The sequence below is a fragment of the Neisseria chenwenguii genome, assembly GCF_002216145.1.
In the GTDB taxonomy this organism is placed as follows: Bacteria; Pseudomonadota; Gammaproteobacteria; order Burkholderiales; family Neisseriaceae; genus Neisseria; species Neisseria chenwenguii.
In genome coordinates this window covers 495,322-520,282 of the sequence record NZ_CP022278.1, presented here as the reverse complement: position 1 = coordinate 520,282, position 24,961 = coordinate 495,322, and the positions used below count along the sequence as shown (strand labels likewise).

At 54.4% G+C, this 24,961-nt stretch carries 20 protein-coding genes and 1 pseudogene; 10 read left to right on the top strand and 11 right to left on the bottom strand.

Annotated features, from left to right (window positions below; translation table 11 throughout):
- Window positions 1–2 precede the first annotated feature (2 nt).
- On the top strand, window positions 3–1,007 hold the full coding sequence (rfaD, locus tag BG910_RS02560; RefSeq protein ID WP_089035490.1) for an ADP-glyceromanno-heptose 6-epimerase: 1,005 nt from the start codon (window positions 3–5) through the stop codon (window positions 1,005–1,007).
- 74 nt (window positions 1,008–1,081) lie between these two features.
- Here rfaD and BG910_RS02555 read toward each other — a convergent pair whose 3' ends face one another.
- Genes BG910_RS02555 through BG910_RS02545 form a run of 3 tightly spaced genes read right to left on the bottom strand, consistent with a single transcriptional unit; the run spans window position 1,082 to window position 3,412 of the window.
- Entirely contained in the window at window positions 1,082–1,228 is a 147-nt protein-coding gene (locus tag BG910_RS02555) for a FeoB-associated Cys-rich membrane protein (protein ID WP_089035489.1), read from the bottom strand.
- Window positions 1,228–3,084, bottom strand: coding sequence for a ferrous iron transporter B (feoB, locus tag BG910_RS02550; protein WP_089035488.1), 1,857 nt, complete (start codon window positions 3,082–3,084; stop codon window positions 1,228–1,230). Before feoB ends, BG910_RS02555 begins: the two co-directional genes overlap by 1 nt.
- 58 nt (window positions 3,085–3,142) lie before the next feature.
- Complete coding sequence (locus tag BG910_RS02545) at window positions 3,143–3,412, bottom strand: FeoA family protein (protein WP_089035487.1); 270 nt, start codon at window positions 3,410–3,412, stop codon at window positions 3,143–3,145.
- Window positions 3,413–4,169: 757 nt separating this feature from the next.
- On the opposite strand from BG910_RS02545, the gene BG910_RS02535 reads away from it, so the two are divergent.
- Together BG910_RS02535 and BG910_RS02530 are read left to right on the top strand one after the other, a co-directional pair.
- Window positions 4,170–4,370 (top strand): hypothetical protein, encoded by a 201-nt coding sequence (locus BG910_RS02535; RefSeq protein ID WP_089037099.1) that lies wholly within the window; start codon window positions 4,170–4,172, stop codon window positions 4,368–4,370.
- 95 nt (window positions 4,371–4,465) lie between these two features.
- A complete protein-coding gene (locus tag BG910_RS02530) occupies window positions 4,466–5,080 on the top strand; it encodes a glutathione S-transferase family protein (protein WP_198344820.1) in 615 nt (204 codons plus the stop codon).
- Between the two features lie 202 nt (window positions 5,081–5,282).
- Here BG910_RS02530 and BG910_RS02525 read toward each other — a convergent pair whose 3' ends face one another.
- The 3 genes from BG910_RS02525 to BG910_RS02515 are packed head-to-tail and all read right to left on the bottom strand — an operon-like array spanning window position 5,283 to window position 8,305.
- Window positions 5,283–6,188 carry an ABC transporter permease subunit gene (locus BG910_RS02525; protein WP_089035486.1) on the bottom strand — a complete coding sequence of 302 codons (906 nt, stop codon included), beginning with the start codon at window positions 6,186–6,188 and terminating at the stop codon, window positions 5,283–5,285.
- Window positions 6,188–7,165 (bottom strand): ABC transporter permease subunit, encoded by a 978-nt coding sequence (locus BG910_RS02520; protein ID WP_089035485.1) that lies wholly within the window; start codon window positions 7,163–7,165, stop codon window positions 6,188–6,190. The genes BG910_RS02525 and BG910_RS02520 overlap by 1 nt, the downstream gene beginning before the upstream one ends.
- 15 nt (window positions 7,166–7,180) lie before the next feature.
- Entirely contained in the window at window positions 7,181–8,305 is a 1,125-nt protein-coding gene (locus BG910_RS02515) for an ABC transporter ATP-binding protein (RefSeq protein ID WP_089035484.1), read from the bottom strand.
- A gap of 359 nt (window positions 8,306–8,664) precedes the next feature.
- On the opposite strand from BG910_RS02515, the gene radC reads away from it, so the two are divergent.
- Window positions 8,665–9,342 (top strand): RadC family protein, encoded by a 678-nt coding sequence (radC, locus tag BG910_RS02510; RefSeq protein WP_089035483.1) that lies wholly within the window; start codon window positions 8,665–8,667, stop codon window positions 9,340–9,342.
- A gap of 111 nt (window positions 9,343–9,453) precedes the next feature.
- On the opposite strand, the gene BG910_RS02505 is transcribed toward radC, so the two are convergent.
- From BG910_RS02505 to BG910_RS02490, 4 genes are all read right to left on the bottom strand, one after another.
- Window positions 9,454–10,563, bottom strand: a complete 1,110-nt coding sequence (locus BG910_RS02505) for an MBL fold metallo-hydrolase (RefSeq protein WP_089035482.1) — start codon at window positions 10,561–10,563, stop codon at window positions 9,454–9,456.
- A gap of 105 nt (window positions 10,564–10,668) precedes the next feature.
- A complete protein-coding gene (locus tag BG910_RS02500; RefSeq protein ID WP_089035481.1) occupies window positions 10,669–12,090 on the bottom strand; it encodes a sodium:proton antiporter in 1,422 nt (473 codons plus the stop codon).
- Window positions 12,091–12,413: 323 nt separating this feature from the next.
- A complete protein-coding gene (locus BG910_RS02495; protein ID WP_089035480.1) occupies window positions 12,414–12,776 on the bottom strand; it encodes a YbaN family protein in 363 nt (120 codons plus the stop codon).
- A 152-nt stretch (window positions 12,777–12,928) separates the two neighbouring features.
- Window positions 12,929–13,507, bottom strand: coding sequence for a DUF1415 domain-containing protein (locus BG910_RS02490; RefSeq protein WP_089037097.1), 579 nt, complete (start codon window positions 13,505–13,507; stop codon window positions 12,929–12,931).
- A 271-nt stretch (window positions 13,508–13,778) separates the two neighbouring features.
- On the opposite strand from BG910_RS02490, the gene BG910_RS02485 reads away from it, so the two are divergent.
- Both BG910_RS02485 and BG910_RS02480 read left to right on the top strand, forming a co-directional pair.
- On the top strand, window positions 13,779–15,128 hold the full coding sequence (locus BG910_RS02485; RefSeq protein WP_089035479.1) for a DUF2868 domain-containing protein: 1,350 nt from the start codon (window positions 13,779–13,781) through the stop codon (window positions 15,126–15,128).
- A gap of 145 nt (window positions 15,129–15,273) precedes the next feature.
- Entirely contained in the window at window positions 15,274–16,623 is a 1,350-nt protein-coding gene (locus BG910_RS02480) for a DUF3482 domain-containing protein (RefSeq protein WP_089035478.1), read from the top strand.
- A gap of 157 nt (window positions 16,624–16,780) precedes the next feature.
- On the opposite strand, the pseudogene BG910_RS02475 reads toward BG910_RS02480, so the two are convergent.
- A pseudogene (locus BG910_RS02475) lies at window positions 16,781–17,432 on the bottom strand (IS1595 family transposase).
- A gap of 504 nt (window positions 17,433–17,936) precedes the next feature.
- On the opposite strand from BG910_RS02475, the gene alr reads away from it, so the two are divergent.
- The 4 genes from alr to fdnG all read left to right on the top strand — a co-directional run bounded on the left by alr (window position 17,937) and on the right by fdnG (window position 24,959).
- Window positions 17,937–18,995 (top strand): alanine racemase, encoded by a 1,059-nt coding sequence (gene alr, locus BG910_RS02470; protein WP_089035477.1) that lies wholly within the window; start codon window positions 17,937–17,939, stop codon window positions 18,993–18,995.
- Window positions 18,996–19,098: 103 nt separating this feature from the next.
- Window positions 19,099–20,937 (top strand): excinuclease ABC subunit UvrC, encoded by a 1,839-nt coding sequence (gene uvrC, locus BG910_RS02465; RefSeq protein ID WP_089035476.1) that lies wholly within the window; start codon window positions 19,099–19,101, stop codon window positions 20,935–20,937.
- A 171-nt stretch (window positions 20,938–21,108) separates the two neighbouring features.
- A complete protein-coding gene (locus BG910_RS02460; protein WP_089037096.1) occupies window positions 21,109–21,639 on the top strand; it encodes a thioredoxin family protein in 531 nt (176 codons plus the stop codon).
- Between the two features lie 266 nt (window positions 21,640–21,905).
- Complete coding sequence (gene fdnG / locus BG910_RS02455; RefSeq protein ID WP_089035475.1) at window positions 21,906–24,959, top strand: formate dehydrogenase-N subunit alpha; 3,054 nt, start codon at window positions 21,906–21,908, stop codon at window positions 24,957–24,959.
- Window positions 24,960–24,961: the final 2 nt, after the last annotated feature.

Below are 24,961 nucleotides of genomic sequence, written 5' to 3'. Positions count from 1 at the left end.
GTATGACCATCATCGTAACCGGTGCCGCTGGCTTTATCGGCAGCAACATCGTCAAGGCGCTGAACGGACGCGGGATTAACGACATTCTCGCGGTGGACAGCCTCACGCGCGGGGAAAAATTTAAGAATCTGGCCGAGTGCGAAATCGCACATTACCTTGATAAAAAAGAATTTATCGAGCTGGTGCGCACCCACCGCCTGCCGTATGCCGACATTGAAGCAGTGTTCCACGAGGGCGCGTGTTCCGATACGATGGAACACAACGGCCTCTATATGATGGACAACAACTACCAGTACACGCTGGATTTGTTTGACTGGTGCCAAGACGAGCGCATTCCGTTCCTCTATGCCTCAAGCGCGGCGGTGTACGGCAAGGGCGAAGTGTTCCGCGAAGAGCGCGAATTGGAAAAACCGCTCAATGTTTACGGCTATTCCAAATTCCTGTTCGACCAAGTGCTGCGCCGCCGCATGAAAGAAGGCTTGACCGCTCAGGCCGTGGGCTTCCGCTATTTCAACGTGTACGGTCAAATGGAGCAGCACAAAGGCCGCATGGCATCCGTCGCGTTCCACCATTTCAACCAATACCGCGAACAGGGCTACGTCAACCTTTTCGGCGCCAATGACGGCTACGGCAACGGCGAGCAGACGCGCGATTTCGTCAGTGTCGAAGACGTCGCTAAAGTCAACCTCTACTTCTTCGACAACCCGCAGCTTTCAGGCATTTTCAACCTCGGTACCGGCCGCAGCCAACAGTTTAACGATCTCGCCGCCGCCACCGTCAACGCCTGCCGCGCCGCCGAGGGCAAGCCGGAAATGAGTTTGGAAGAGTTGGTCAAAGAAGAGCTGATCCGCTACATCCCGTTCCCCGACGCGCTCAAAGGCAAATACCAGAGCTTTACCCAAGCCGACATCAGCAAGCTGCGCGAAGCAGGCTATCAGGAAGAGTTTCTTGATGTGAAACAGGGTGTTACGCGCTATGTGGATTGGATGCTGAAAAACTTGGCGTGAGTTTGATGTCAATAAAACAGGCCGTCTGAAAAATTTTCAGACGGCCTGTTTTATTGACAAAACGGTTGTAGTCCCTAATGACAGCCGCTTTTCGGTTTGCGCCCGCCGCAGCGGTCGCAGCCGTTGCAGATGCTGCTGTTTTTCGGTTTGAAAATAAATTTTCTCAAAATATAGGCGGCGCAGCCTGCGACAATCAGGCCGACGATAATATATTGTTCCATTACACGATCCTCGAAGTAATCTGATAAACTACAAAGGCAAAGAAGTAAGCCAAAACAAACAGATAGCCTGTAATCATCAGCGTATGTTTGGTTGAATTGGTTTCCCGTTTGATGACCGCCAGCGTCGCCATGCACATCGGTGCGTAGATGTACCATGCCAAGAAGGCGAAAGCGGTGGGCAGCCCCCATTTGTTGTGCACAATCGGAATCAGCGCGTTTTGTACGGCGTCTTCCGAGCCGGCTCCGACGGCGTATACCGTGCCCAGCGCGGCGACGACGACTTCGCGGGCGGCGATGCCGGGAATCATGGCGATGCACATTTCCCAAGTGAAGCCCAGCGGTGCAAAGAGCGGCTGAATGAAGTGGCCGATTTTGCCGGCGAAGCTGTAGTCAATCGCCGCGCCGCTTGCGCCCTCCGGCATGGCGGGGAAGCTGGTCAGCGCCCACAGCACCACACTTAAGGAGAAGATAATCGTACCCGCGCGTTTCAGAAACGCTTTCACCCTGTCCCAAAGGCTGGTCAGAATGTGTTTGAAATTGGGCATGCGGAAAGTCGGCAGCTCCATCAGAAGCGGAAACTGCTGCGCTTGGCCGTTGCGGCGGGCGATGCGTTTCATTGCGTAGGCCGCCAAGCCTGCGGAGGCGATTCCTGCGACATACAGGCCGAACAGCGTCAGACCTTGCAGGCTGAAGCCGGCGACGCGGGTTTCGGGAATGACGGCGGCGATAATCAGCGCGTAAACGGGCAGCCGTGCAGAGCAGGTCAAAACGGGGGCAATGGCGATCGTTACCAGCCGCTCGCGCGGGTCTTGGATGGTACGCGCCGACATTACGGCGGGAACGGCGCAGGCAAAGCTGGAGAGCAGCGGGATAAACGCTCGGCCGGAAAGGCCGGTTTTCGCCAGCGTGTTATCCAGCAGGAAAGCCGCGCGCGGTAGGTAGCCCGAGTCTTCCAAAAGCAGGATAAAGGCAAACAGAATGGTAATCTGCGGCAGGAAAACCAAAACGCTGCCCATACCGGCAATCACGCCGTTGACTACCAAATCCTGCAAAATACCCTCCGGCATGACCGTGGTTACCCACTCGCCCAGCGAGCCGAACAGCCCTTCAATCCAATCCATCACCGGTTCCGCCCAAGTGTAGACCGCTTGGAACACCATAAACAGAATGGCCAGCAGAATCACCATGCCCCAAACGGGATGCAAAACCAACTTGTCTAAATTTTTGTGCCATTGCGGCAGCGTCATCCGCGTTTTCACGACCTGCTGCAAAATGTCTTCGACCTGCCCGTAAAGTACGGCGCTGTCGAGCTTCTCCAATGCTTCGGCGGCGGCTTCTTTGTCCATCGCTTGCGAATGCAGCGGCAGTTTGGCCGCGGCCTCTTTGAGAAGGCGGATGCCTTCGCGGCTGACGGCTACGGTTTCCAATACGGGTACGCCCAGCAGCTCGCTTAATTTGTCGGCATCAATCTGAAGGCCGCGCGCACGCGCTATGTCGCTCAGATTGAGCGAAACCACCATCGGCAGTCCCAATGTTTTCAGCTCTAAAATCATACGCAGGGTCATGCGCAGGTTGGTCGCGTCGGCTACGGCGATGATGGCGTCGGGCGGTGCGCCGAATTCGCCCAACACCATGTCACGGGTGACTTTTTCGTCCAAACTGGTGGTGCGCAGGCTGTATGTGCCCGGCAGGTCGATGATGCGGACATTTTTATTCTCGGTAAATTCGCCCTCAAGACGGTCGACCGTGACACCGGGATAGTTGGCAACTTTAGCGTTCATTCCCGTCAGGCCGTTGAACAATACCGTCTTGCCGCAGTTAGGTGCGCCGACGAGTGCGAAATAGCTGAAACTCATGGTTTGATCTCCTATTCTTGTTCTTGGCTGCTTGGGACCGATGCCGTCTGAAAATGACTCAGGCAGGTTCGGTTACATGGCAGAGAACCTTCTCCGCTTCGGCGGAGCGCAGCGAAAATTGGGAATGATTGCCCAAACGGACGGCAAACGGGCCTTTGCCGAGCACGCCGACTGCAATGACGGTCAGCGGCATGCCGTCTGAAAAGCCCAAGTCGGCCAGCCGGCGCGTCACCAGCGGGTCGATTTCACCGAAAACGGGATTGGGGGCGATGGATGCGATTTGGGCGGTTGCGCCTTTGCGCAGACGAGAGAGAGGAGTGACGGACATGGCAACCTCTTTGTTTTGTTTCGGAAAAACGGAATGGGAAAAGAGGGAGACAAGACGTTTGGAAAATTGATTTTAGTTCTTGTTTATAAAGATAATAAAACTTTTGAGGTTTATCCGCAAGTCTGAGCAGGCTAATCTGCGGGTTAAATCTTATGACTTTAACAATAGAAAATTAAGTGATGTTTGAGCTTGCGCAAAACCGCCGGTATTCTCATACGGCATGTTGCCGATAAAGGCCGGAAAACGGTTGGCGGATGAACAGGCCGGTTTGCACGCAGGTTGTTTGCTGCTATCGTATCGGCGTTTTCAAACCGTTTAACGAAAGGATGATTATGAGCGAAACCGACAAAATCAAAGTCAACGACCTGCTGAAGCAGCAGAAAAATGCGAAGCGCTCAAGCTGCCGGTAATCAACAACGATGAAAAACGCGGCGGGTACGGCGAAGGTAGCTGCTGCGGCGCATGCGGCGGTTAAACAAACCCTGCAAAAAGGCCGTCTGAAACCCGCTTGGCGCAAGCAACCGGGTTTCAGACGGCCTTTTTTCCTTTTTTAACACGCTTCTTCTATATTTTGTAAGCGCAATTTATCGGCTGCGGATCTTGTGTTACATTCTTTTCCATTCATAGTTGATTAAAATCGTAATGATACGGCGTTGCCGACGCCCTTATGTACTATTCGTACACTGCGGGCGTTGCCGCCTTGTCTCATTCTTGTTTTAATCAACTATACAGTTGCAAACCGCTGAAAGAAGAAAAAATGTTTTGGTACATCGTAGGATTTCTCGCCGCCGTCGTGGCGCTGCTTTCGCTTTGGGTCAACGCCGGCGCTTTCGGAATGCAGGAAGACGGCACGCCGCAGTCGGAATATGAAAAACGGCTCGGATTAGGCGCGAAGCTGAAAGACAAAGAAACCGCTGCGCGCGAGAGGGAGGCGGCGCGGCTGCATCCTGATGATTGAGGCCGTCTGAATATCCGCAGGCAGGCAGTTTGGGTTTTCAGACGGCCTGAGGCGGATATTCGGGCGTTTGGTTTTTAAACGGCAAGGAGTTGGAAATGTTGAAATTTTATTATTTTCCCGGTGCGTGTGCCTTTGTATCGCAGGTGGCGCTGGAATGGACGGGTGCGGAATTTGAAGCGGTGGCGGTGGAGCGAGACCGTCTGAAAGAGCCGGAATTTCTGGCGCTGAATCCCGTCGGCTCGGTGCCTGTTTTGCAGGACGGCGACTGGGTGCTGACGCAAAACATGGCGATTTTGGACTACCTCGATACGCTTTATCCCGAAGCGGGACTGTTTGGTAGGGGCGATACGAAAGCTCGGGCGAAAGCGCGGCAATGGCTGGCGTTTGCCAACAGCGACGTACATGCCACACTGCGCTCGGTGTTCGCACCGAACCGTTTTATCGAAGGCGAGGGCGAAGCCGCGCAAATCCGCGCCCGTGCGACCTTGCGTGTCTTGGAGCAGCTCGGCGTTGCCGACCGCGCTTTGGAAAATCAGGACTATCTGGCCGGTGAGAAAACCGTTGCCGACGTGTATTTTTATCTGTTTTTGCGCTGGGCAGTGATGCTGAAAATTGATGTGTCGGCGCTGAAAAATCTGGCGGCGCTTTCTCAAAGAATGGATGCCGATGCGGGCGTGCAGAAAGTGCTGAAACAACAGGGGCTGGCGTAGGCGTTGGTTGGTTGTACCGATTGTAGAGGCCGTCTGAAAACCTGATGGATTGGGATTTCAGACGGCCTTAGGTTTGTTGCAGGAATGATATGGGAATGAAAAGTTGGCGTTTTGAAAAATTCGTAATAACCGGTTGAAGGCCGTCTGAAAAGAAAAACGGGCTGCTCAAATCAAGCAACCCGTTTTAGGCGGCCCGTACTTTTCAGACGGCCTTGGTGTCGTGCATGGCGCGTTCGAGCGCGAGTTTTTCTTGGCGGTAGGCTTCGGCGGCTTCGCGTTCGCGGCGGGTGGCCTGCCGCATCATCCAGTAGTTGATGATGATGACGATGGTGCCGATGATGCCGATGAGGATGGTGGCCAACACGTTCATCTGCGGGTCGAGGCCGAGTTTGATCTTGGAGAAAATCACTTGCGGCAGGGTGGAAGAACCCGGGCCCGAGAGGAAAGAGGTAATCACCAAATCGTCCAGCGACAGGGTAATGCCGAGCAGGAAGCCCGAGGCGATGGCGGGGGCAATCAGCGGCAGGGTAATCACGAAGAAGATTTTCAGCGGGCGCGCGCCCAAGTCCATGGCGGCCTCTTCCAGCGACTGGTCCAGCTCAATCAGGCGCGAGCGGATGACGACGGTGATGTAGGCCATGCACAAGGTGGTGTGTCCGAGGAAAATGGTGAAAAAGCCGCGGTCGAAGTAGAGCGCCTGCAACCATTCGCTGTTTTGCAGAAACATCTGCACTTGGATAATCAAGAGCAGCATAGACAAACCGGTAATCACGTCGGGCATAACCATCGGCGCGGAAATCATGCCGGCAAACAGCGTGCTGCCGCGGAAGCGCTTGATACGCGCCATGGCGTAACCGGCGAGCGTGCCGAGGACGACGGCGGCCAGTGAGGACACCAGCGCAATCCGCAGCGACAGCCACGCGGCTTCGAGGATGGTGCTGTTTTGCAGCAGCGCGCCGTACCATTTGGTCGAGAAACCGCCCCATACCGTTACCAGCTTGGATTCGTTAAACGAATAAATTACCAAGACAAACAAGGGGATATACAGAAACGCCAATGCCAGAAGGAGCATCAGTTTCAGAAACCAAGACAATTTGTTTTTCTGCATTATTTGCTTCTTTCTTCGAGTTCGCGGTTTTCATAGTGTTGGAACAGGGCGATCGGCACGACCAAGAGCGCCACCATCACCACGGCGACGGCGGAGGCCAGCGGCCAGTTGTTTTGGTCGAAGAACGCCTGCCACAAGACTTTACCGATCATCAGGTTTTCCGAGCCGCCGACGAGTTCAGGAATCACAAATTCGCCGACTGCGGGCACGAAGACCAGCATGGAGCCTGCAATGATGCCGGTTTTCGACAGGGGCAGGGTGATGGTGAAAAACGATTTGACCGGCCCTGCACCCAAGTCGGATGCGGCTTCCAAAAGGCGGCCGTCGAGTTTCACAAGCTGGGTATAGAGCGGCAGAATCATAAACGGCAGGTAGGCGTAAACCATCACCAGATTCAGCGAAAACGCGTTGTAAAACAAGTCTAAAGGCTGGCTGATGATGCCGTATTTCATCAACAGGGTGTTGACGATGCCGTTATGTCCAAGCAGACCCATCCAAGCGTAAACGCGCAGCAGGAAAGAAGTCCAGAAGGGCAGCATAATCGCCAGCAGAAGGCCGTTGCGCACCGACGGATTGGCGCGCGAAATCGCATAAGCGGTCGGGTAGCCGATCAAGAGGCAGATTAAGGTAGTGGTCAGCGCGGTTTTGATGGAAGACCAGTAGGTCAACAGGTAGATGTTGTCGCCGTTGCTTTCGCTGAACGGATTGAGCATCTGACCGAGCGTGGAGGTGAAGTTTTGGAAGATGTCGGCGTAGTTTTGGTAGCTGAGCAGAATGTTCAGACGGCCTAAATCTTCGTCAACCGTAGTCAGCGGCGTAAACGGCGGGATGGAAATTTCCTGCTCGGCGAAGCTGATTTTCAACACAATCGCAAACGGAATCAGAAACAAAACCAACAGCCAGACATACGGCACGGCAATCACCGCCCGCTGTCCGGGGCGGCGGAACAGCTTTTTCTTCAAGGTTTTTAAGTTCATCTTATCGTCCCCTGATTAGCGGAACAACGGCGTCGGCTGGTTTTCCGGCCAGCTGATATAGACGGTTTCGTCCCAGGTCGGCGGCGTGATGTTGCGCACATACCAGTAAGGCGCGGGCACTTGGCTTTTGACGACGCGGCCGTTGGCGAGCTTGATGTGGTAAATCGCAAAACTGCCCAAGTAGGCGATTTCTTTGACCGTGCCTTTGGCCCAGTTGAAATTGCCCAGATGTTCGGGTTTGTCTTTGTAAACGTCGATGTCTTCGGGGCGGATGCTGACCCACAAATCCTGCTCGGCGGGGCCGCCCAAGCCGTGGTCGATGCGGACGTGGTTTTCCATGCCCTCGCACTCGATCACCGCATAATCGGCGTGGTCTTCGATGACAACGCCCGGGAAAATATTGGTTTCGCCGATAAATTCGGCGGTAAAGCGGCTGTTGGGATAGTCGTAAACGTCGCTCGGAGTGCCGACCTGCTGGAGTTTGCCGTCGGACATAATCGCAATGCGCGTCGCCATCGTCATCGCTTCTTCCTGATCGTGCGTTACCATGATGCAGGTTACGCCGACCTGTTCGAGTGTGTTGACCAGCTCAAGCTGGGTTTGCTGGCGCAGTTTTTTATCCAGCGCGCCCAAAGGTTCGTCGAGCAGCAGGATTTTCGGGCGTTTGGCCAGACTGCGCGCCAGCGCGATACGCTGCTGTTGTCCGCCTGAAAGCTGGTGCGGTTTGCGTTTGGCAAACTTGGTCATCTGCACCAGACGCAGCATTTCTTCCACGCGTGCGTCGATTTCGCCTTTAGGCATTTTGTCCTGCTTCAGGCCGAAAGCGATGTTTTGCTCCACGCTCATGTGCGGAAACAGCGCGTAGCTTTGGAACATCATATTGATCGGGCGGTCGTAGGGCGCGAGTTTGGTAATGTCCTGACCGTCGAGGATGATTTTGCCCTGATTCGGAATTTCCATGCCCGCCAGCATACGCAGCAGCGTGGATTTACCGCTGCCCGAGCTGCCCAAAAGGGCGAAAATTTCATTTTGGTAGATGTCTAGGTCGATGTCATCGACAGCGTAATTGTCACCAAACTTTTTCACCAAGCCTTGGATTTTCAGATAAGGTTTGGACGAAGACGCAGTGGTTGCGGTCATAATGGCAATACTCCAGATAAAAAACGAGTACCGGCAAAACGGATTTTCGATGGGTGATAATAAAGCTGTTTGATTGCTGTCGTATGGTTCAGACGGCCTTTTCTTTGAGAGGCCGTCTGAAACACCGTTAAAGCGCACGGGCAGCACGGGTTGGTCACAAAATCGCTCCGGCGGAAAACCCCGCGTCATCAGCGGCAATTCTGCTTGCGAACGAACCCGACATTATATTAGCCCCCGTGTTTTTATGAAACAAAAAATCACATTACAGCCTGATTTTCCTGAAAAAGCCGCCTTATTTTCAGCAGTTTCATTTAAATCGGGTAAAATAATCTGAAATTTTGATAAAACACGGGAAAACAATGAGCATCAAACAGTGGCCGGAAGGCGAGCGCCCGCGCGAAAAGCTGATGGAACGCGGTGCCGCCGCATTAAGCGACGCCGAACTGCTGGCCGTTTTACTGCGGGTCGGCACACGCGGCATGAGCGCCGTCGATTTGGCGCGTTATCTTTTAAACGAATTCGGCAGCCTCGGCGGCCTGATGAGCGCCGACGCCAAAACCCTTTCTGCCTGCAAAGGCATGGGTATGGCCGGTTATACCCAATTTGCCGTCGTGCGCGAAATCGGGCGGCGGATACTCAGCGAAGAGCTGAGGCAAAACATCACTCTGACCGATCCGCGCACCGCCGCCGACTACCTGCGCCTGCAACTGGGGCACGAAAAAGTCGAAGTCAGCAAAGTTCTGCTGCTCAACCGCCGCAACCAGCTCATCGCCGAACGCGAACTTTCGCGCGGTACCGTCGGCGAAAACGCCGTTTTCATCCGCGAAATCGTCAAATTCGCCCTCGACGAATACGCCGACGGCCTGATTCTCGCCCACAACCACCCGGGCGGGCTGCCCGAACCGTCGGATAACGACATCCGTCTGACAGGCCGTCTGAAACAGGCGCTGGACTTGGTGGACGTGGCTTTGGTCGATCATTTCGTCATTACCGCCAACGCCGCCTGCTCGATGCGTTCGGCGGGCTTGATTGTTTGAAAAGGGTTCGGAAAACGAACAGGCCGTCTGAAAACTTCGGTTACGCTTGATAATCGAATTTTCAGACGGCCTGTTTGCTCTATTAAACGTAAACGGCTAAACGCCAAGTGCTTATTTTACATCCACCCACCATACTTCCTGCGGAAGTTCGCCCAAGTTGAACACCTGACCGATTTTCGGCGTGGCGGCCGGCAGGTTTTTGGCTTGGGCGGCGGGGAGGAAGCGCTCGATGGGTTCGCGCCATTTGTGGTAGGCGAGGTCGAATTTTGCCCAATGTATCGGCATCACCGCTTTTGCGCCCAAATCGGCGGCGGCCTGCACGGATTCTTCGGGCGTCATGTGGATTTGCGCCCAGTCTTTGTTGTAGGCGCCGTTTTCCATCAGGGCGAAATCAAACGGGCCGTAGCGGCGGCCGTTTTCCGCAAAATGGCGGCCGTAACCGCTGTCGCCGTTGAAATACAGCGAAAAATCAGGCGATTGGATTACCCATGACGCCCACAGCGTGGCGCCGTCGCCACCGGGCCGCCGTCCTGAAAAATGGCGGGCCGGAGCGGGCGTCAGGCGGATGTTGCCCAGAGTTGAAGTTTCGTGCCAGTCGGATTCGGTGATTTTTCCGCTGTCCACGCCCCAGTGCTGCAAATGGGCCTTGACGCCCAGCGGCACGAAATAGCGGCGCACTTTCGGGTCTAAGGCTTTGATGGTGCGGTAGTCGAGATGGTCGTAGTGGTCGTGCGACAGGATAACGGCGTCAATCGCAGGAAAATCGGCGGGCAGCGTGGGGTGTTGCTGGGCGAAAGGCTCGGCGGTAAAGGGAACGGGCGAGGCGCGGTAAAATACGGGATCGGTCAGCAGCAGCTTGCCGTCGGTTTTGAAAGCGACCGTCGAATGGCCGAACCAGACGAAATCGCCGTTTTGCATTTTGGTGAAGTCCGGTTTTTCAGACGGCAACGGCTCGCGCGGATTTTTGTCGGGCGGCGGGGTGAAAAATGTTTTCAGCCAGCCTAAAAATTGAAAACTGCCGTCTTCGGTGGTTATTTTCTGCGTCGGCTCGGCATTGACGAATTTTTCACCGTCAAACTGTGGTGAGGCTTGGATTTTAGCCGCGCTCTCTGCATCGGGTTTGCCGCCGAAAACCGGATGGAATGCGGTAAACAGGTAAGCTGCCAGCGAAACGACAGCGATGATAATCAGCAGGTATTTGAGGATTTTAAGGATCAGCATAGGCGGGATAAAAAACGGTAAGCAGGTATTGTAGCAGCGCGGGGCGTGTATGGATTAAAGAAAAGGCCGTCTGAAAAATCAGACGGCCTTGTTTCAAACGGATTTTTAAAAGAGCTGAAAGACGAAAAAAATCAGCGTATGCAGCGCAAACAGCGGAACCAGAATGCCGAACGACCAAGCCATATAGCCGAAGAAACTCGGCATTTTCACGCCGCGCTGTTCGGCGATGGCTTTGACCATGAAGTTCGGCGCATTGCCGATGTAGGTCAGCGCGCCCATGAATACCGAGCCCATGGAAACGGCCAAAAGCGTGTGGAACAAATGTCCGGTCATCAGCGCCTGCGCGTCGCCGCCGGCCATGTTGAAAAAGACGAGGTAGGTCGGGGCATTATCCAAAAATGCCGACAAAATGCCGCTCATCCAGAAATACATGGTATTGACCGGATTACCCGCCGCATCGTGCACCAGCGAAACCACGCCGGCCAATGCGCCTGCTTCGCCCGCTTTCAATATCGCCAAAACGGGCGAGATGGTGATGAAAATGCCCAAAAAGAGTTTGCCCACTTCGGCAATCGGCTCGAAGTTAAACTCATTGCCCGCGCGCACCTGCTTGGGCGTAAGCCACAGCGAAACACCCGCCAAAACCAGTAGAATACCGTCGCGAACCAGATTTTGCAGCGCGTAACGGCTGCCGAGGATTTCAAATCCGGGATGGTCGGGTTTCCAAATGCCCGAAAGCAATACCGCACCGACTACGCCGCCCAGCAGCAGAAAATTGAATTTCCCGAGAATTTTCAAGGCGCTGTCGGGTGTCGGGTCTTTGGGTTTGAGCTCGTCTTCGCGGGCGTAGAGTTTGCTGTCGATGATGTAGAACAGCGTCAGCAGAACGACCGAGCTGATCAATACGGGTACGGCCATGTGTTTGACCGTCCACATAAAATCCACGCCTTTCAAAAAGCCGAGAAACAGCGGCGGATCGCCCAGCGGCGTCAGCCCGCCGCCGATGTTGGCAACCAGAAAAATAAAGAAAACGACAACATGGACATTATGCCTGCGGTTGTCGTTGGCCTTGAGCAGCGGGCGGATCATCAGCATCGCCGCGCCTGTCGTGCCCATCAGCGAGGCCAGCGCCGTGCCGATGGCGAGCAGGGCGGTGTTGAGTTTGGGCGAACCGTGCAAGTTGCCCCAAACCAAAATGCCGCCTGAAACCGTATAGAGCGCGAGCAGCAGTAGGATAAACGGAATGTATTCTTCCACCAGCGCGTGTGAAACAGTATGAACGCCGGTTTCCAAGCCGAACGTGCCGACGAAGGGAATCAGAAACAGCGCCGTCCAAAGCGCGGTGATTTTGCCGAAATGATGATGCCAGAGATGCGGAACCAGCAGCGGCCCCAGAGCGATGGAAAGCAGAATCAGTGCGAAAGGCAGCCCCCACAGCAGGCTGACCGAAGCGCCGTCGAAAGCGGCGGCGTGTGCGGCGGCGGGCATCAGGAAAATCAGAGGAATGAAGCGTAGCGGTAGGTGCATTGTCGTTTCCTTTTCTTATTGTGCAATCATCGACGACAATCCAAACCGGCTTTGTCGATGAAATGTGAAGATACTGTAACTTCCCGCTGTTTGCCGCCGTAATTTGGAATTTTATTGACCTCGCTCTATCATAAACAGAGTTATCGTTATCTTGAAAATACGGCAGCGCTTAAAGATTCGGCATAATTGCCGAACCGTTTCGATTGTAGCGGAAAAGAATGCGGAAAGAAAACCGTCGGGCATATCCGGTTTGCCGGCACATTGGGAGAAATCCGTAAGAAAGGCCGTCTGAAAAGCCCTACCGGCAGTTTTCAGACGGCCTGTTACGCATCAGGCAGCCGCCACATCCATCCCGCAAGGGCAAAGCAGAACAGCGCGCAAACGGCGGCGGCTTGCGGATATTCGGGCAGCCGCCACAGTAAAAACAGGCAGGAAACCGCCATCATGGCAAATGCGAAAAACTTGGCTTTGCGCGGCACGGCGCGGTTACGTTCCCAGTTTTGTATCATTGTGCCGAAGCGGGGATGGGTATAGAGCCAGCGGTGGAAACGCGGTGAGGTTTTCGCCCAGCAGGTTGCGGCGAGAAGGATAAACGGCGTGGTCGGCAAAACGGGCGTGATGATGCCGATGATGCCGAGGCAGAGGGCGATGGCGCCGCAGACGAGGAGGAGCAGGCGGTGGAACATGGCGTTTTGGGGAAGGGGGGCGACGTAGGCCGTCTGAAAATACCGGTGTTTGCGGGAATGGGCGGCGCGGTTTCCGGCGGTTTTCAGACGGCCTGAAATATTTGTAGGGATTTCAAAAGACCGATTGCAGGCCGTCTGAAAAAACGCCCTGCTTATTTTCCTTCGTCGTGATGAAACGGGCAGCGCGGAATGTCCAGTTTGTCCCAACCCGCTTTGCCCATTTTTTCCAGCAGCGCGATGTTGCGGTCGAAGATCGCGGAGGCGTCCGGAAAGGCTTGCGCGGCTTTGGCGATGCTGTTTTCGCGGATGAGGTGTAGGGTCGGGTAGGGCGAGCGGTTGGTGTAGTTGCCGATGTCGTCGGATTCGGTGCCGGCGAATTGGAAATCGGGGTGGAACGGCGCGATTTGGATGACGCCTTCCAATCCGTTGTCGATAACGGCTTGGTCGGCGAGGTCGAGCATGTCGTTGAATTCGAGAAAGCCGGCAAACAGCGCGGGATGTACCAATAATGTGGTTTCCAGCTCGTCGGCGGGCGTTTCGCCCAATAATTGCAGCTCGCGGTCGAGGTCTTCCAAAAAGGCGTCGGGATGGCGCGCTTGGCTGACTTGGATGCGCACGAGGTTTTTGGCGTGCGGCGCTTTGGCAAACGGGCAGAGGTTGAGGCCGATTACGGCTTTTTCCAGCCATTGTTGGGTGTGGTCGGCGACGGTTTGCGGGTCGGGTATGGTCATGGTTCGGCTCGGTTCGGAAAGAGGAAAAAAGTATAGCAAAACTAAAGGCCGTCTGAAAAACAGGCCGGTTTCAGACGGCATTTGCATATTTATAAGCAAGCAACCGCTTAAAACAGCGCTTCAATCCCGATCTGGCAGTTGTGTTTTTTTCGCGGCCGTTGAGGCAGCCGGCTTTGGTTTGGGCAGACAGCCCCGCCGCAATGCAGGCCGTCTGAAAGCGGCGGTATGCTAAAATCCGTTTCATTATTTTTTCAGACGGCCTGACGAATTTATGCTGAACCGCCCACGCAAACTCGCCGAACTTGTGCGCATTTTAGAAGAACGCGGCTATATTTTTCCTGCCGATCCCGTTCGGGTCGGCGAATCTCTGCACCATATCGACGGCGGCGCGGAGGAGAAAATCATCCGCCGCGCGCAGATGCTCGACCGCAACGGCCTCTTGCAAGACACGCTCGCACGCGCGGAAGGAGGCGTGAAATGGCTGTGGGTGTTTGCCGCGGCGCTGGTGTTTACATCAGGTTTTTCAGCCACTTACCTCTTGATGGAAAATCAGGGGCTGAATTTTTTCCTGCTGCTCACGGGCGTTTTGGGCATGAATACGCTGATGCTGTTTATATGGCTGGCGTCGGTCTGCCTGCGCCTGAAATCCGGCACCCGCTTCAGCAGCCCGAGCACTTGGCTGCGCGGCAAAGACCCCGTCAATCAGGCCGTGCTGCGGCTGTATGCCGACGAGTGGCAGCAGCCCGCCACGCGCTGGCTGATCGGCGCAACATCGCACAGCCTGTGGCTTTCGACGCTCTTTGGAATGCTGGTTTCCGTGTTGCTGCTGCTTTTGGTGCGCCAATATACGTTCAACTGGGAAAGCACGCTGCTGAGCAACGCCGCGTCGGTCGGCGCGGTCGAATGGCTGTCGTGGCTGCCCGCGAAGTCCGGTTTTCCCGTACCCGATGCGCAGGCGGTTTTGCAAGGCCGTCTGAACAGTAATACCGCCGATGCCCGCGCATGGTCGGGGCTGCTGTTGGGCAGCATCGTCTGCTACGGCATCCTGCCGCGTTTTTTTGCGTGGCTGGTGTGTAAAATCCTTTTAAAAACAGGTAGTCGCGCTCTGCCGTTGGATAAGCCGTATTACCAAAACATTATCCGAGGCTGGCAGAACAAAATTACCGATGCCGACACACAGCGTGAAACCGTCGCCGCCGTCGCCCCGAAAATCGCCATCAGCGACGCACCGAAATGGGCGGTCATGCTGGAAACCGAATGGCCGGACAGCGCATGGTTCCGTCACGCGCTCGGGCAGGACTGGCTGGACAAAGGCTGTGCCGACAGTCGCGACCGCGTTGCTGCGTTGACCGCTAAATTACAGGCAAATCCTGCCCAGCTCTTAATCGGCGTGCGCGCCGATACCGTGCCCGACCGCGGCGTGTTGCGCCAAATCGTGCAACTTGCCGAAGCTGCGCAGGGCGGGGCGGTGGTGCAGCTTTTGTCGGAACAGCCGTTTTCAGACGGCCTTGAAAACAGCCTGACCCATTGGCATGCCGTGCTTGCCGAGCGCAAAGTCGCATGGCTCAACCCGCCTCGTGCGGAGCAGGAGATGCGGTTGGGACGGGAAAAGGCCGTCTGAAAACTTGCGAACGCGGGTTGATAGGTCGGATTCCTGAATCCGACAAAACCTTAAATATCGGTAATTCTTAAGTCGGATATAAATATCCGACCTACAGAGTGCAGCCAGTAGGCCGTCTGAAAAATTCAAACCATAAAAAAATACCATGAAAACCAAACCCTTATCCCTAGCCGTTGTCGGCCATACCAATACCGGAAAAACCTCGTTGCTGCGCACTTTGCTGCGCGACGGCTCGTTCGGCGAAGTGAAAAACGCGCCGTCCACCACGCGCCATGTCGAGCAGGCGGCGGTTTCAGACGGCAGCGACACGCTGGTTTACCTTTACGATACGCCCGGTTTGGAAGACGCGGGCGGCGTGCTGGATTGGCTGGAAGCCAATACTTCCGCGCGTTCAGACGGCATCGAGCGTTTGCAGCAGTTTCTTGACAGCCCGGCCGCGGCGGGCGATTTCAACCAAGAGGCCAAAGTGTTGCGACAGCTTTTGCAGAGCGATATGGCGCTGTATGTGGTCGATGCGCGCGAGCCGGTGTTGAACAAATATAAAGACGAGCTGACCGTGTTGTCGTGGTGCGCCAAGCCTGTGATGCCCGTGTTCAACTTTATCGGCGGACAGGATTTGGACGAATGGACGACCATGCTGGCGCGGCGCACGTTGCACGTTTACAGCGGTTTCGATACCGTTGCCTTTGATTTTGAAGGCGAAATCCGCCTGTGGGGCAATCTTGCCACCATGCTGTCCGAGCGCGGCGTGGTGGACCGACTCACCGCCATGCGCCGCCGCGAATGGCAGCAGCTCGATGCCGACGCACGGCGCGAAATTGCCGACTTTTTGCTCGACGTTGCCGCCTATAAGCAGGAAATCGCCGAAGATGCCGCAGCCGGGCCTGTTTTGCAGGCCATGCAGGCCGAAGTGCGCCAACTTGAGCGGCAGATGCAGCAGCGGCTGTTTCAGATTTACCGTTTTTACCACAGCGAAATCGACAGCGGCGACTGGGCGCTGAAAGCCTTTACCCAAGATCCGTTCGACAGCGGTTTGCTGATGCAGTACGGCATCCGCACGGGCACGGGCGCAGCAACGGGCGCGCTGATCGGCTTCGGTATCGACATCGCCACGCTCGGCGGCTCGCTCGGCTTGGGCACCGCCATCGGCGGCCTGTTGGGCGGCGTTTTGCCCAACGTACAAGACATCAGCGACAAACTCACGGGCAAACAAACCCTCTATATTGCCCCCGAAACCCTGACCCTGCTCGCCGCCCGCGCCCTCGACCTGCTCGCCGCCCTGCAAAAGCGCGGCCACGCCGCGCAGTCGCAAGTGGTGTTGCAAAGCGGCCAAACCCCGTGGCCGGCGGCGAAACTGCCGTCTGAATTAAACAAAGCCCGCAGCCAATGGAAATGGTCGTCGCTCAATACCCAGCTTCCCGAAGTCAGCCGCAAAGAGCGCGCGGAAGCGGCAAAATCGCTGCAAAACCGCTTGGCGGAATATCGGGCGGGCTGATTAAGGCGGCTGGACAAGGAAGCGGCAATTTATTGAATTAACTATTTCCCTCCCCCTATGGTAAAAACATAGGGGGATGTTGATTTGATATGTGAGAAGCTCCAAAAGGTAACTACATGAAAAATTTTTACAAAAAAAATGGGGCTGTCCTAGATAACTAGAACAAATCCTTCTTTACTAATTGTTTTAAAATGGAAATTTGAACTTTTATTTCACTGTTGTTAAAACGCCATTCGCATTCCTTCAAATACAACTCAAAATGCTCTTTCGGAATGCCGTTAAACTTGCGCAAATGCCGTTTTGCCTGATTCCAAAAGTTCTCAATTCCGTTAATATGATTTTGTCGTTCAGCAAAATGTGTGCTGTGATTGATACGGAAATGGCTAAACTCACTCACATCCAACACATCATAACTGCGATAACAATCGGTATAAACAATGCTATCAGGTTTAACCTGTTCGCGGATTATTGGCAGTAAAGTAGCTGTCTGGGTATTGGGTACGGCAACGGTATAAACCTTACCGTTGCGCTTCAAAAGACCAAAATACAGCAACTTTGCCAGCAGCACCACGACCGCGTTTACCTTTGCGTTGTCCGCCAAAATAACTTTCATCTATCTCCACTTCTCCGTCAAACATTTCCAGATGCGGGCTGTTTTGATAGATGAGTAAGCGTAAGCGATGAAAATAGTAGGCTGCGGTATTTTTGTTTACACCAACCAACTCGGCTGCTGTTCTTGCTGTAACACCTGCAACAAATAGCTCGATAAGTTTATTTTGTTTGTACTGACTTAAACGACTTTTTCGCATAGGGATATTCTAACTTAAAATTAGATTTCCCTAGTTATCTAGGACAGCCCCTAAGATTATTGTCATAAAAGTTGTTTTTAGAATTTAATAAGATAAAACGAATAAATTTGGCTTTTGTCAAAAGAGATGTGTGTGAAAATGTTGTTTTTTACCAAAAACGATATTTTTCGAAAACGAATTGATTGACGCGGCGCAGAGATGGTCGGATAATTACATCCGTTGGGTCGCTTCCTCCGCGGCCTGACGTTTTCTCCTCTATTTCTCCTTTGTAGACTTGGCACACATTCACACGAATGTGTGCATTTTTTTGTCTCTGTCATTGATGCGGAGATTATTTGAGAATAGTTGTAATCTTTCAGGAAATCTTAATTGTAAATGAATTAATGAAGTTTATTTGCAATATTTGAAACTGCTCTCAATCGGTCTATAATCAGGCTTTCCCATTCATCAGGCCGTCTGAAAAGCGCGGCCGTTCTTTATTAATTGCATTAAGGAACAAACGTTATGCGCCCGTTAAACGCCCAAATCCGGTTGAATAATCTGCGCCACAACTACCAAACTTTGAAAAAAATCCACGGAAACAAGCTCTTGGCGGTGTTGAAGGCCGATGCTTACGGACACGGCGCGGTGCGCTGCGCCCATGCGCTGACAGATTTGGCGGACGGCTTTGCCGTGGCGACGGCGGCGGAAGCGGTGGAACTGCGCGAAGCGGGCATTGAAAATCCGATAGTTTTGCTCGAAGGCGTGTTTGATGCGGGTGAATATACACTGGTTGATCAATACCGCCTGTGGCCGGCGGTCGGCAGCCAGTGGCAGCTTGAGGCGCTGGTTGCACATGATTGGCAACAGCCGGTTGATGTCTGGCTGAAAATGGATTCGGGTATGCACCGCGCGGGCTTTTTTCCGCACAACTACGCCGCGGCGTTTACCGCGCTCAAACAATGCAAAAACATCGGAAACATCGTGAAATTCAGCCATTTCGCCTGTGCCGACGAGCCGGAAAACGGTATGACCGGAATGCAGCTTGAAGCGTTTGATTTGGCCTGCGAAGGTTTGGCGGGTGAGGAAAGTCTGGCCAATTCCGCCGCGATGTTGAATGTTCCTGCTGCGCGCCGCGACTGGGGCAGGGCAGGGCTGGCTTTATACGGCATTTCGCCGTTCGGCGGTTTGGACGAACGCCTGAGACCCGTGATGCGGCTGACGACGCGTATTTTCGCCGAGCGGGTGTTGCAGCCGCACTCGCCCATCGGTTACGGCGCGACGTTTTATACCAGCAAATCGACCCGCGTCGGCCTGATAGCCTGCGGCTATGCCGACGGCTATCCGCGCCGCGCTTCGACCAATTCGCCCGTCGCCGTCGAAGGCAAACGCAGCCGCGTCATCGGCCGCGTGTCGATGGACATGATGACGGTCGAACTTGACGCCGCACAGGAAGGGCTGGGACACGAAGTCGAGCTGTGGGGCGATACGGTCAATATCAACGAAGTTGCGGAAGCGGCGGGGACGATTCCGTATGAATTGATGTGTAATGTGAAACGGGCGAAGTTTACTTATTACGAGTGAGGTCGGGATTGGGCAAAGGCCGTCTGAAAACCCTGTGTTTTCAGACGGCCTTTGCTTATAAACGCAGGTATAATCAATGCCGTCTGAAAAACCAGAATCCGCTATGAACACACCGCCTTTCGACCTTGATATTTTTCTGAAAAACCTGCCCAACCTGCCGGGTGTTTACCGTATGTTTGATAAGGAAAACAATGTGTTGTATGTCGGCAAAGCGGTAAACCTCAAGCGGCGGGTGTCGAGCTATTTCCAGAAAAACGACCACTCGCCGCGCATTGCAATGATGGTCAAACAGGTGCACCACATCGAAACCACCGTTACCCGCAGCGAAGCCGAAGCGCTGATTCTGGAAAACAATTTCATCAAAGCGTTGTCGCCGAAATACAATATTCTGTTCCGCGACGACAAAAGCTATCCCTATCTGATGCTTTCGGGGCACGCGTTTCCGCAGATGGCCTATTACCGCGGTGCGCTGAAAAAGCCCAACCGCTATTTCGGCCCGTATCCCAACAGCAACGCCGTGCGCGACAGCATTCAGATTCTTCAGAAAGTATTCAAACTGCGCACCTGCGAAGACAGCGTGTTCGAACACCGCGGCCGCGCCTGCCTGCTTTATCAAATCAAACGCTGTTCCGGCCCTTGCGTCGGCCATATTTCGGCGGAAGATTACGCGGCCGACGTCAATCAGGCGGTGACGTTTCTCAGCGGTAAAACCGACGAGCTGATTCAGGTTTTGCATCATAAAATGAACCAGGCCGCCGCCGCGCTGGAATTTGAAGAAGCCGCCCGCTGCCGCGACCAAATCCAGTCGCTCGGGCTGGTGCAGAGCCGGCAGTTTATCGACAGCCAAAACCCGAACAACCCCAACGACATCGACCTGCTCGCGCTGGCGGTTTCAGACGGCCTCGTCTGCGTACATTGGGTCAGCATCCGCGGCGGACGCCATGTCGGCGACAAAAGTTTTTTCCCCGATACCCGCGACGATCCCGAGCCAAACGGTCAGGATTACGCCGAAGCCTTTGTCGCACAACATTATTTGGGTAAAACCAAGCCCGACATCATCATCAGTAATTTCAGCCTGCCCGAAGCCGTTCAGACGGCCTTAAGCAGCGAACACGGCAAACAGATCCAGTTTGTTTCCAAAACCATAGGCGAGCGCAAAGTCTGGCTGAAAATGGCCGAACAAAACGCGTTCATGGCCATCGCACAACGCAAACTTCAGCAAAGCAGCCAGCAGCACCGCATCGAAGAATTGGCCAAAATCCTCAACATGGATTCAGACGGCCTGCAACGGCTCGAATGCTTCGACATCAGCCACACACAGGGAGAAGCCACCATCGCCAGCTGCGTGGTGTACGACGAACAGAATATCCAGCCTTCGCAATACCGCCGCTACAACATCACCACCGCCAAAGCCGGCGACGACTACGCCGCCATGCGCGAAGTGCTGACGCGGCGTTACGGCAAAATGCAGCAGGCTGAAGCCAACGGCGAAGCAGTCAGATGGCCGGATGTCGTTTTGATTGACGGCGGTAAAGGCCAAATCGGCGTCGCCGTCGGCGTTTGGGAAGAACTCGGCCTCATCATCCCGCTGGTCGGCATCGCCAAAGGCCCCGAGCGCAAAGCCGGTATGGAAGAACTGATCCTGCCGTTTACCGGCGAAACCTTCCGCCTGCCGCCCAACAGCCCTGCGCTGCACCTGCTGCAAACCGTGCGCGACGAATCGCACCGTTTCGCCATTACCGGCCACCGCAAAAAACGCGACAAAGCCCGCATAACCTCTTCGCTGAACGACATCGACGGCATCGGCCCCAAACGCAAAAAAGCCTTGCTCACCCGCTTCGGCGGCCTGCGCGGCGTTACCGCCGCCGGCGTGGACGATTTGGCGAAAGTCGAGGGCATCAGCAGGGCGTTGGCAGAGAGGATTTATGCAGCGCTGCATTGAGGGTGGGGTTTGAGTGGTTAGGCCGTCTGAATACTTCGGCTGCGCTTAGCAATCGGTTTTTTTTTTCAGACGGCCTTTTTGCGTTTTATCAAACCCCGTTTGTTTGGGCCGTCTGAAAGCGCCGAATCGGCCTATACTGAAAAAATAGTTCTGATTCGAAAGGAAAACGAAATGAAAAAAATTTTGGCATTGGCGGCTGCGACTGTGTTTTTGGGCGCGTGCGGCAGCGGGTTGAAACGGGAAAACGAGGCATTGAAAGGCAGTTTGGCGGAGGCGCAGACGGCGGTGAAGCTGTCGGCGGAAAACAGCAGGCGTTTGGAAGAGACTTATTCGGATATTTATTTTTCGCTTGACAGCCTGACGGTGGAAAGTTTCAAGGCGAAAGTGGCGCGCGGAGAGACGGTTTATGCCTACATCGGCCGCCCGAGCTGCGGCGACTGCAACGCATTTGAGCCGATGTTCAAGCGTTATATCTCGCAATACGGTTTGGGTGGTAAGATTTATTTCGTCAATGTGCACCGCCTGCATCAGGACAAAACGGCTTGGGCGGCGTTTAAGCAGCAATACGGCTTGAGCGGTACGCCGGTTTTGGCGAAATACGTGAAAGGCAAGCAGGTCAATAAATTGGATTTGGAAGACAACGGCGGCAAAATCAGCGGCGGGGATTTGGAAAAGTGGCTGGCGTTGAACAAATTAAAGTGATTTCGATATAAACGATTGAGAGGCCGTCTGAAAAAATGGGTTTTCAGACGGCCTTTTTGTGTTTGTAAAACTTGAGTAAAACGTTTATGTTTTAAGAATAAGTTTCAATAAACCAGGGTTTCAAATAAAGTTAGACGGGTGGGGCGGAATCTCTTACAATTACTTACAAGAACACTACCATATTAACGATATACACCATACGGCGTAGTTCGTTTGATAATAAATGATGAGGCCGTCTGAAAAAGGCGGTGGCAAGGAACGCGATTATGAGAGTATCCAGAAGGCAGTTTTTCAAAGTAACCGCCGCGGGCGCGGGTGCGTCGGGTTTGGCGGTGATGGGCTTGATGCCGGCCAATGCTTGGGCGGAGGTGCGCCAGTACAAACTTTCCCGCGCTACGGAAACGCGCAACAACTGTACCTATTGCTCGGTCGGCTGCGGTACGCTGCTGTACAGCATGGGTGACGGTGCGAAAAACGCGAAAAAAGTGATTTTCCACATCGAGGGCGACCCCGACCATCCGGTGAGTCGCGGTTCGCTCTGCCCGAAAGGTGCGTCGCTGCTGGATTTCGTCCACAGCCCCAACCGCGTATTGTTCCCCGAAGTACGCGAGCCGTTTTCCAACGAATGGAAACGCATTTCATGGCACGATGCGCTGACACGCATCGCCAAACACATCAAAGCCGACCGTGATGCCAACCTGATTGTGCAAAACGAAAACGGCGTTCCCGTCCACCGTCTGCCGACCTTGGGTATGCTGACGGCTTCTGCTTCTTCCAACGAAACCGGTATCCTTACGCAAAAATGGATGCGCTCGCTCGGCATCGTCGCCACCGATGCGCAGGCGCGTGTGTGCCACGGTCCGACCGTATCGGCGTTGGCTTCGACTTTCGGCCGCGGTGCGATGACCAATACGTTTGTGGACATCCAACACGCTGATTTTATTATGGTGATGGGCGGTAACGCCGCCGAGGCGCACCCTGTGGGCTTCAAATGGGTGATTGAGGCGAAAAAGAAAAAAGGCACGAAATTATTCGTGGTCGATCCGCGTTTCAACCGCACTGCTTCCGTGGCCGATTTTTATGCGCCGATCCGTTCGGGCAGCGACATCGTATTTTTGGGTGCGCTGATCAACTGGCTGATTGCCAACGATAAAATCCAGTGGGAATACGTTAAATCCTATACCAACGCGTCGTTTATCGTAGCCGAAGGTTTTGATTTCGACGAGGGTTTGTTCAGCGGTTACGACGAAGCCAAGAAAAAATACGACAACGAAACTTGGTATTACGAGCTCGACGGCAGCGGCTATGCCAAAACCGACCCGACGCTGCAGCATCCGCGCAGCGTGTGGCAGCTGATGAAAAAACATTATAGCCGCTACACCTTGGAAATGATGACAACCGTTTGCGGTACCAAAAAAGAAGATTTCCTGAAAATCGCCGAAGCGTGGGGCGAAACCGCCGCACCGGAAAAAGCGGGCACGATTCTCTACGCGCTGGGCTGGACGCAGCACACCACCGGCAGCCAGATCATCCGCACGATGGCGATGGTTCAGCTTCTTTTGGGCAACATCGGCATGTCGGGCGGCGGCGTGAATGCGCTGCGTGGCCATTCCAACATCCAAGGCTTGTCGGACTTGGGTTTGCTCTCGACTTCGCTGCCGGGTTATCTGACTCTGCCGTCTGAAAGCAACCATCCGACTTTTCAAGACTACATTGCCAAGCAAACGCCGAAAGCCTTGCAGCCCAACCAGTTGAACTACTGGGGCAATACGCCTGCCTTCTTTGTCAGCTTCCTGAAATGGATGTATGGAGAAAACGCTACCAAAGAAAACAACTGGGGCTACGACTGGCTGCCGAAATGGGACAAAATGTACGATATTTTGCAGCTTGTCGAAATGATGTATCAGGGCAAGGTAAACGGCCTTTTGGTACAGGGCTTTAACGCGCAGGGTTCTTTTCCCGATGCCAACCGCGTGACCGAAGCGTTTTCCAAACTCAAATACATGGTCGTGATGGATCCGCTGAAAACGGAAACGGCATCTTTCTGGGAAAACCACGGCGAGGCGCACAACGTCGATCCGTCGAAAATCCAAACCGAAGTCTTCCGCCTGCCGACTCCCTGTTTTGCCGAGGAGGCCGGATCGATTGTGAACTCTTCGCGCTGGCTGCAATGGCATCATCCGGGTCAGAATCCGCCGGGCGAAGCGCTGCCGGATTTGGACATTTTGGGCGAACTGCACATGCTGCTCAAAGAAATGTACGAAAAAGAGGGCGGCACCGCGCCCGAGCCGATTACCAAGCTGGCTTGGCACTACAAAAATCCGAATGCGCCCACGCCCGAAGAAATGGCGAAAGAATCCAACGGCTACGCGCTGGCCGACATTAAAGATTCAGACGGCAATATCGTCCGCCGCAAAGGCGAGCTGCTCGACGGCTTCGCACAACTGCGCGACGACGGTACGACCGAGTGCGCCACCTGGATTTTTTCCGGCTCGTGGACGCAGGCCGGCAACCAGATGGACAGACGCGACAACACCGATTCCGGCTTGGGCAACACGCCGAAATGGGCGTGGGCATGGCCGGCAAACCGCCGAATCCTCTACAACCGCGCTTCGTGCAAACCCGACGGTACGCCGTGGAACAAAGACCGCGTGTTAATCGAATGGGACGGCAAAAAATGGATGGGCGCCGACGTGGCCGACTTCAAAGGTACCGAAGCCCCGGGCAGCGGCATGAATCCGTTTATCATGAACGAAGAAGGCGTAGGCCGTCTGTTTGCCGCGCGCAAACTGGTGGACGGGCCGTTCCCCGAACATTACGAACCGTTGGAATCGCCCATCGGTACCAATCCGCTGCACCCGAAAGTCGTTTCCGCGCCCGCCATGCGCCTGTTTGACAGCGTGAAAGAGCGCGTGAATACGCACGACGAATATCCGTATGTCGGCACCACCTACCGCCTGACCGAGCATTTCCAATTCTGGACAAAGTCCGTGAAGCTCCTGATGATCGCCCAGCCCGAGCAGTTTGTCGAAATCAGCGAAGAGTTGGCAAAAGAGAAGGGCATCCAAAAAGGCGATTGGGTCAAAGTGTTCAACAAACGCGCCTTTATCAAGGCCAAAGCCGTGGTGACCAAGCGCGTCAAACCGCTGCAAATCAACGGCAAAACCGTCCATCAAATCGGCATTCCGCTGCATGGCGGCTGGGAAAACGTATCCGGGCAGAAACAGTATTTGGTCAACGGGCTGACTCCGTTTGTCGGCGACTGCAATACGCAAACCCCCGAATACAAAACCTTCCTCGTCAACATTGAAAAAGCATAAGG

What these genes read in the sequence shown, in the direction of transcription:
- BG910_RS02480 (WP_089035478.1), top strand. Translation starts at nt 15,274, where the DNA reads ATGAAAACCAAACCCTTATCCCTAGCCGTTGTCGGCCATACCAATACC.
- uvrC (WP_089035476.1), top strand. Translation starts at nt 19,099, where the DNA reads ATGAACACACCGCCTTTCGACCTTGATATTTTTCTGAAAAACCTGCCC.
- BG910_RS02485 (WP_089035479.1), top strand. Translation starts at nt 13,779, where the DNA reads ATGCTGAACCGCCCACGCAAACTCGCCGAACTTGTGCGCATTTTAGAA.
- BG910_RS02515 (WP_089035484.1), bottom strand. Translation starts at nt 8,305, where the DNA reads ATGACCGCAACCACTGCGTCTTCGTCCAAACCTTATCTGAAAATCCAA.
- rfaD (WP_089035490.1), top strand. Translation starts at nt 3, where the DNA reads ATGACCATCATCGTAACCGGTGCCGCTGGCTTTATCGGCAGCAACATC.
- alr (WP_089035477.1), top strand. Translation starts at nt 17,937, where the DNA reads ATGCGCCCGTTAAACGCCCAAATCCGGTTGAATAATCTGCGCCACAAC.
- BG910_RS02490 (WP_089037097.1), bottom strand. Translation starts at nt 13,507, where the DNA reads ATGACCATACCCGACCCGCAAACCGTCGCCGACCACACCCAACAATGG.
- fdnG (WP_089035475.1), top strand. Translation starts at nt 21,906, where the DNA reads ATGAGAGTATCCAGAAGGCAGTTTTTCAAAGTAACCGCCGCGGGCGCG.
- BG910_RS02555 (WP_089035489.1), bottom strand. Translation starts at nt 1,228, where the DNA reads ATGGAACAATATATTATCGTCGGCCTGATTGTCGCAGGCTGCGCCGCC.
- feoB (WP_089035488.1), bottom strand. Translation starts at nt 3,084, where the DNA reads ATGAGTTTCAGCTATTTCGCACTCGTCGGCGCACCTAACTGCGGCAAG.
- BG910_RS02505 (WP_089035482.1), bottom strand. Translation starts at nt 10,563, where the DNA reads ATGCTGATCCTTAAAATCCTCAAATACCTGCTGATTATCATCGCTGTC.
- BG910_RS02530 (WP_198344820.1), top strand. Translation starts at nt 4,466, where the DNA reads ATGTTGAAATTTTATTATTTTCCCGGTGCGTGTGCCTTTGTATCGCAG.
- BG910_RS02525 (WP_089035486.1), bottom strand. Translation starts at nt 6,188, where the DNA reads ATGCAGAAAAACAAATTGTCTTGGTTTCTGAAACTGATGCTCCTTCTG.
- BG910_RS02535 (WP_089037099.1), top strand. Translation starts at nt 4,170, where the DNA reads ATGTTTTGGTACATCGTAGGATTTCTCGCCGCCGTCGTGGCGCTGCTT.
- BG910_RS02495 (WP_089035480.1), bottom strand. Translation starts at nt 12,776, where the DNA reads ATGTTCCACCGCCTGCTCCTCCTCGTCTGCGGCGCCATCGCCCTCTGC.
- radC (WP_089035483.1), top strand. Translation starts at nt 8,665, where the DNA reads ATGAGCATCAAACAGTGGCCGGAAGGCGAGCGCCCGCGCGAAAAGCTG.
- BG910_RS02500 (WP_089035481.1), bottom strand. Translation starts at nt 12,090, where the DNA reads ATGCACCTACCGCTACGCTTCATTCCTCTGATTTTCCTGATGCCCGCC.
- BG910_RS02520 (WP_089035485.1), bottom strand. Translation starts at nt 7,165, where the DNA reads ATGAACTTAAAAACCTTGAAGAAAAAGCTGTTCCGCCGCCCCGGACAG.
- BG910_RS02460 (WP_089037096.1), top strand. Translation starts at nt 21,109, where the DNA reads ATGAAAAAAATTTTGGCATTGGCGGCTGCGACTGTGTTTTTGGGCGCG.
- BG910_RS02545 (WP_089035487.1), bottom strand. Translation starts at nt 3,412, where the DNA reads ATGTCCGTCACTCCTCTCTCTCGTCTGCGCAAAGGCGCAACCGCCCAA.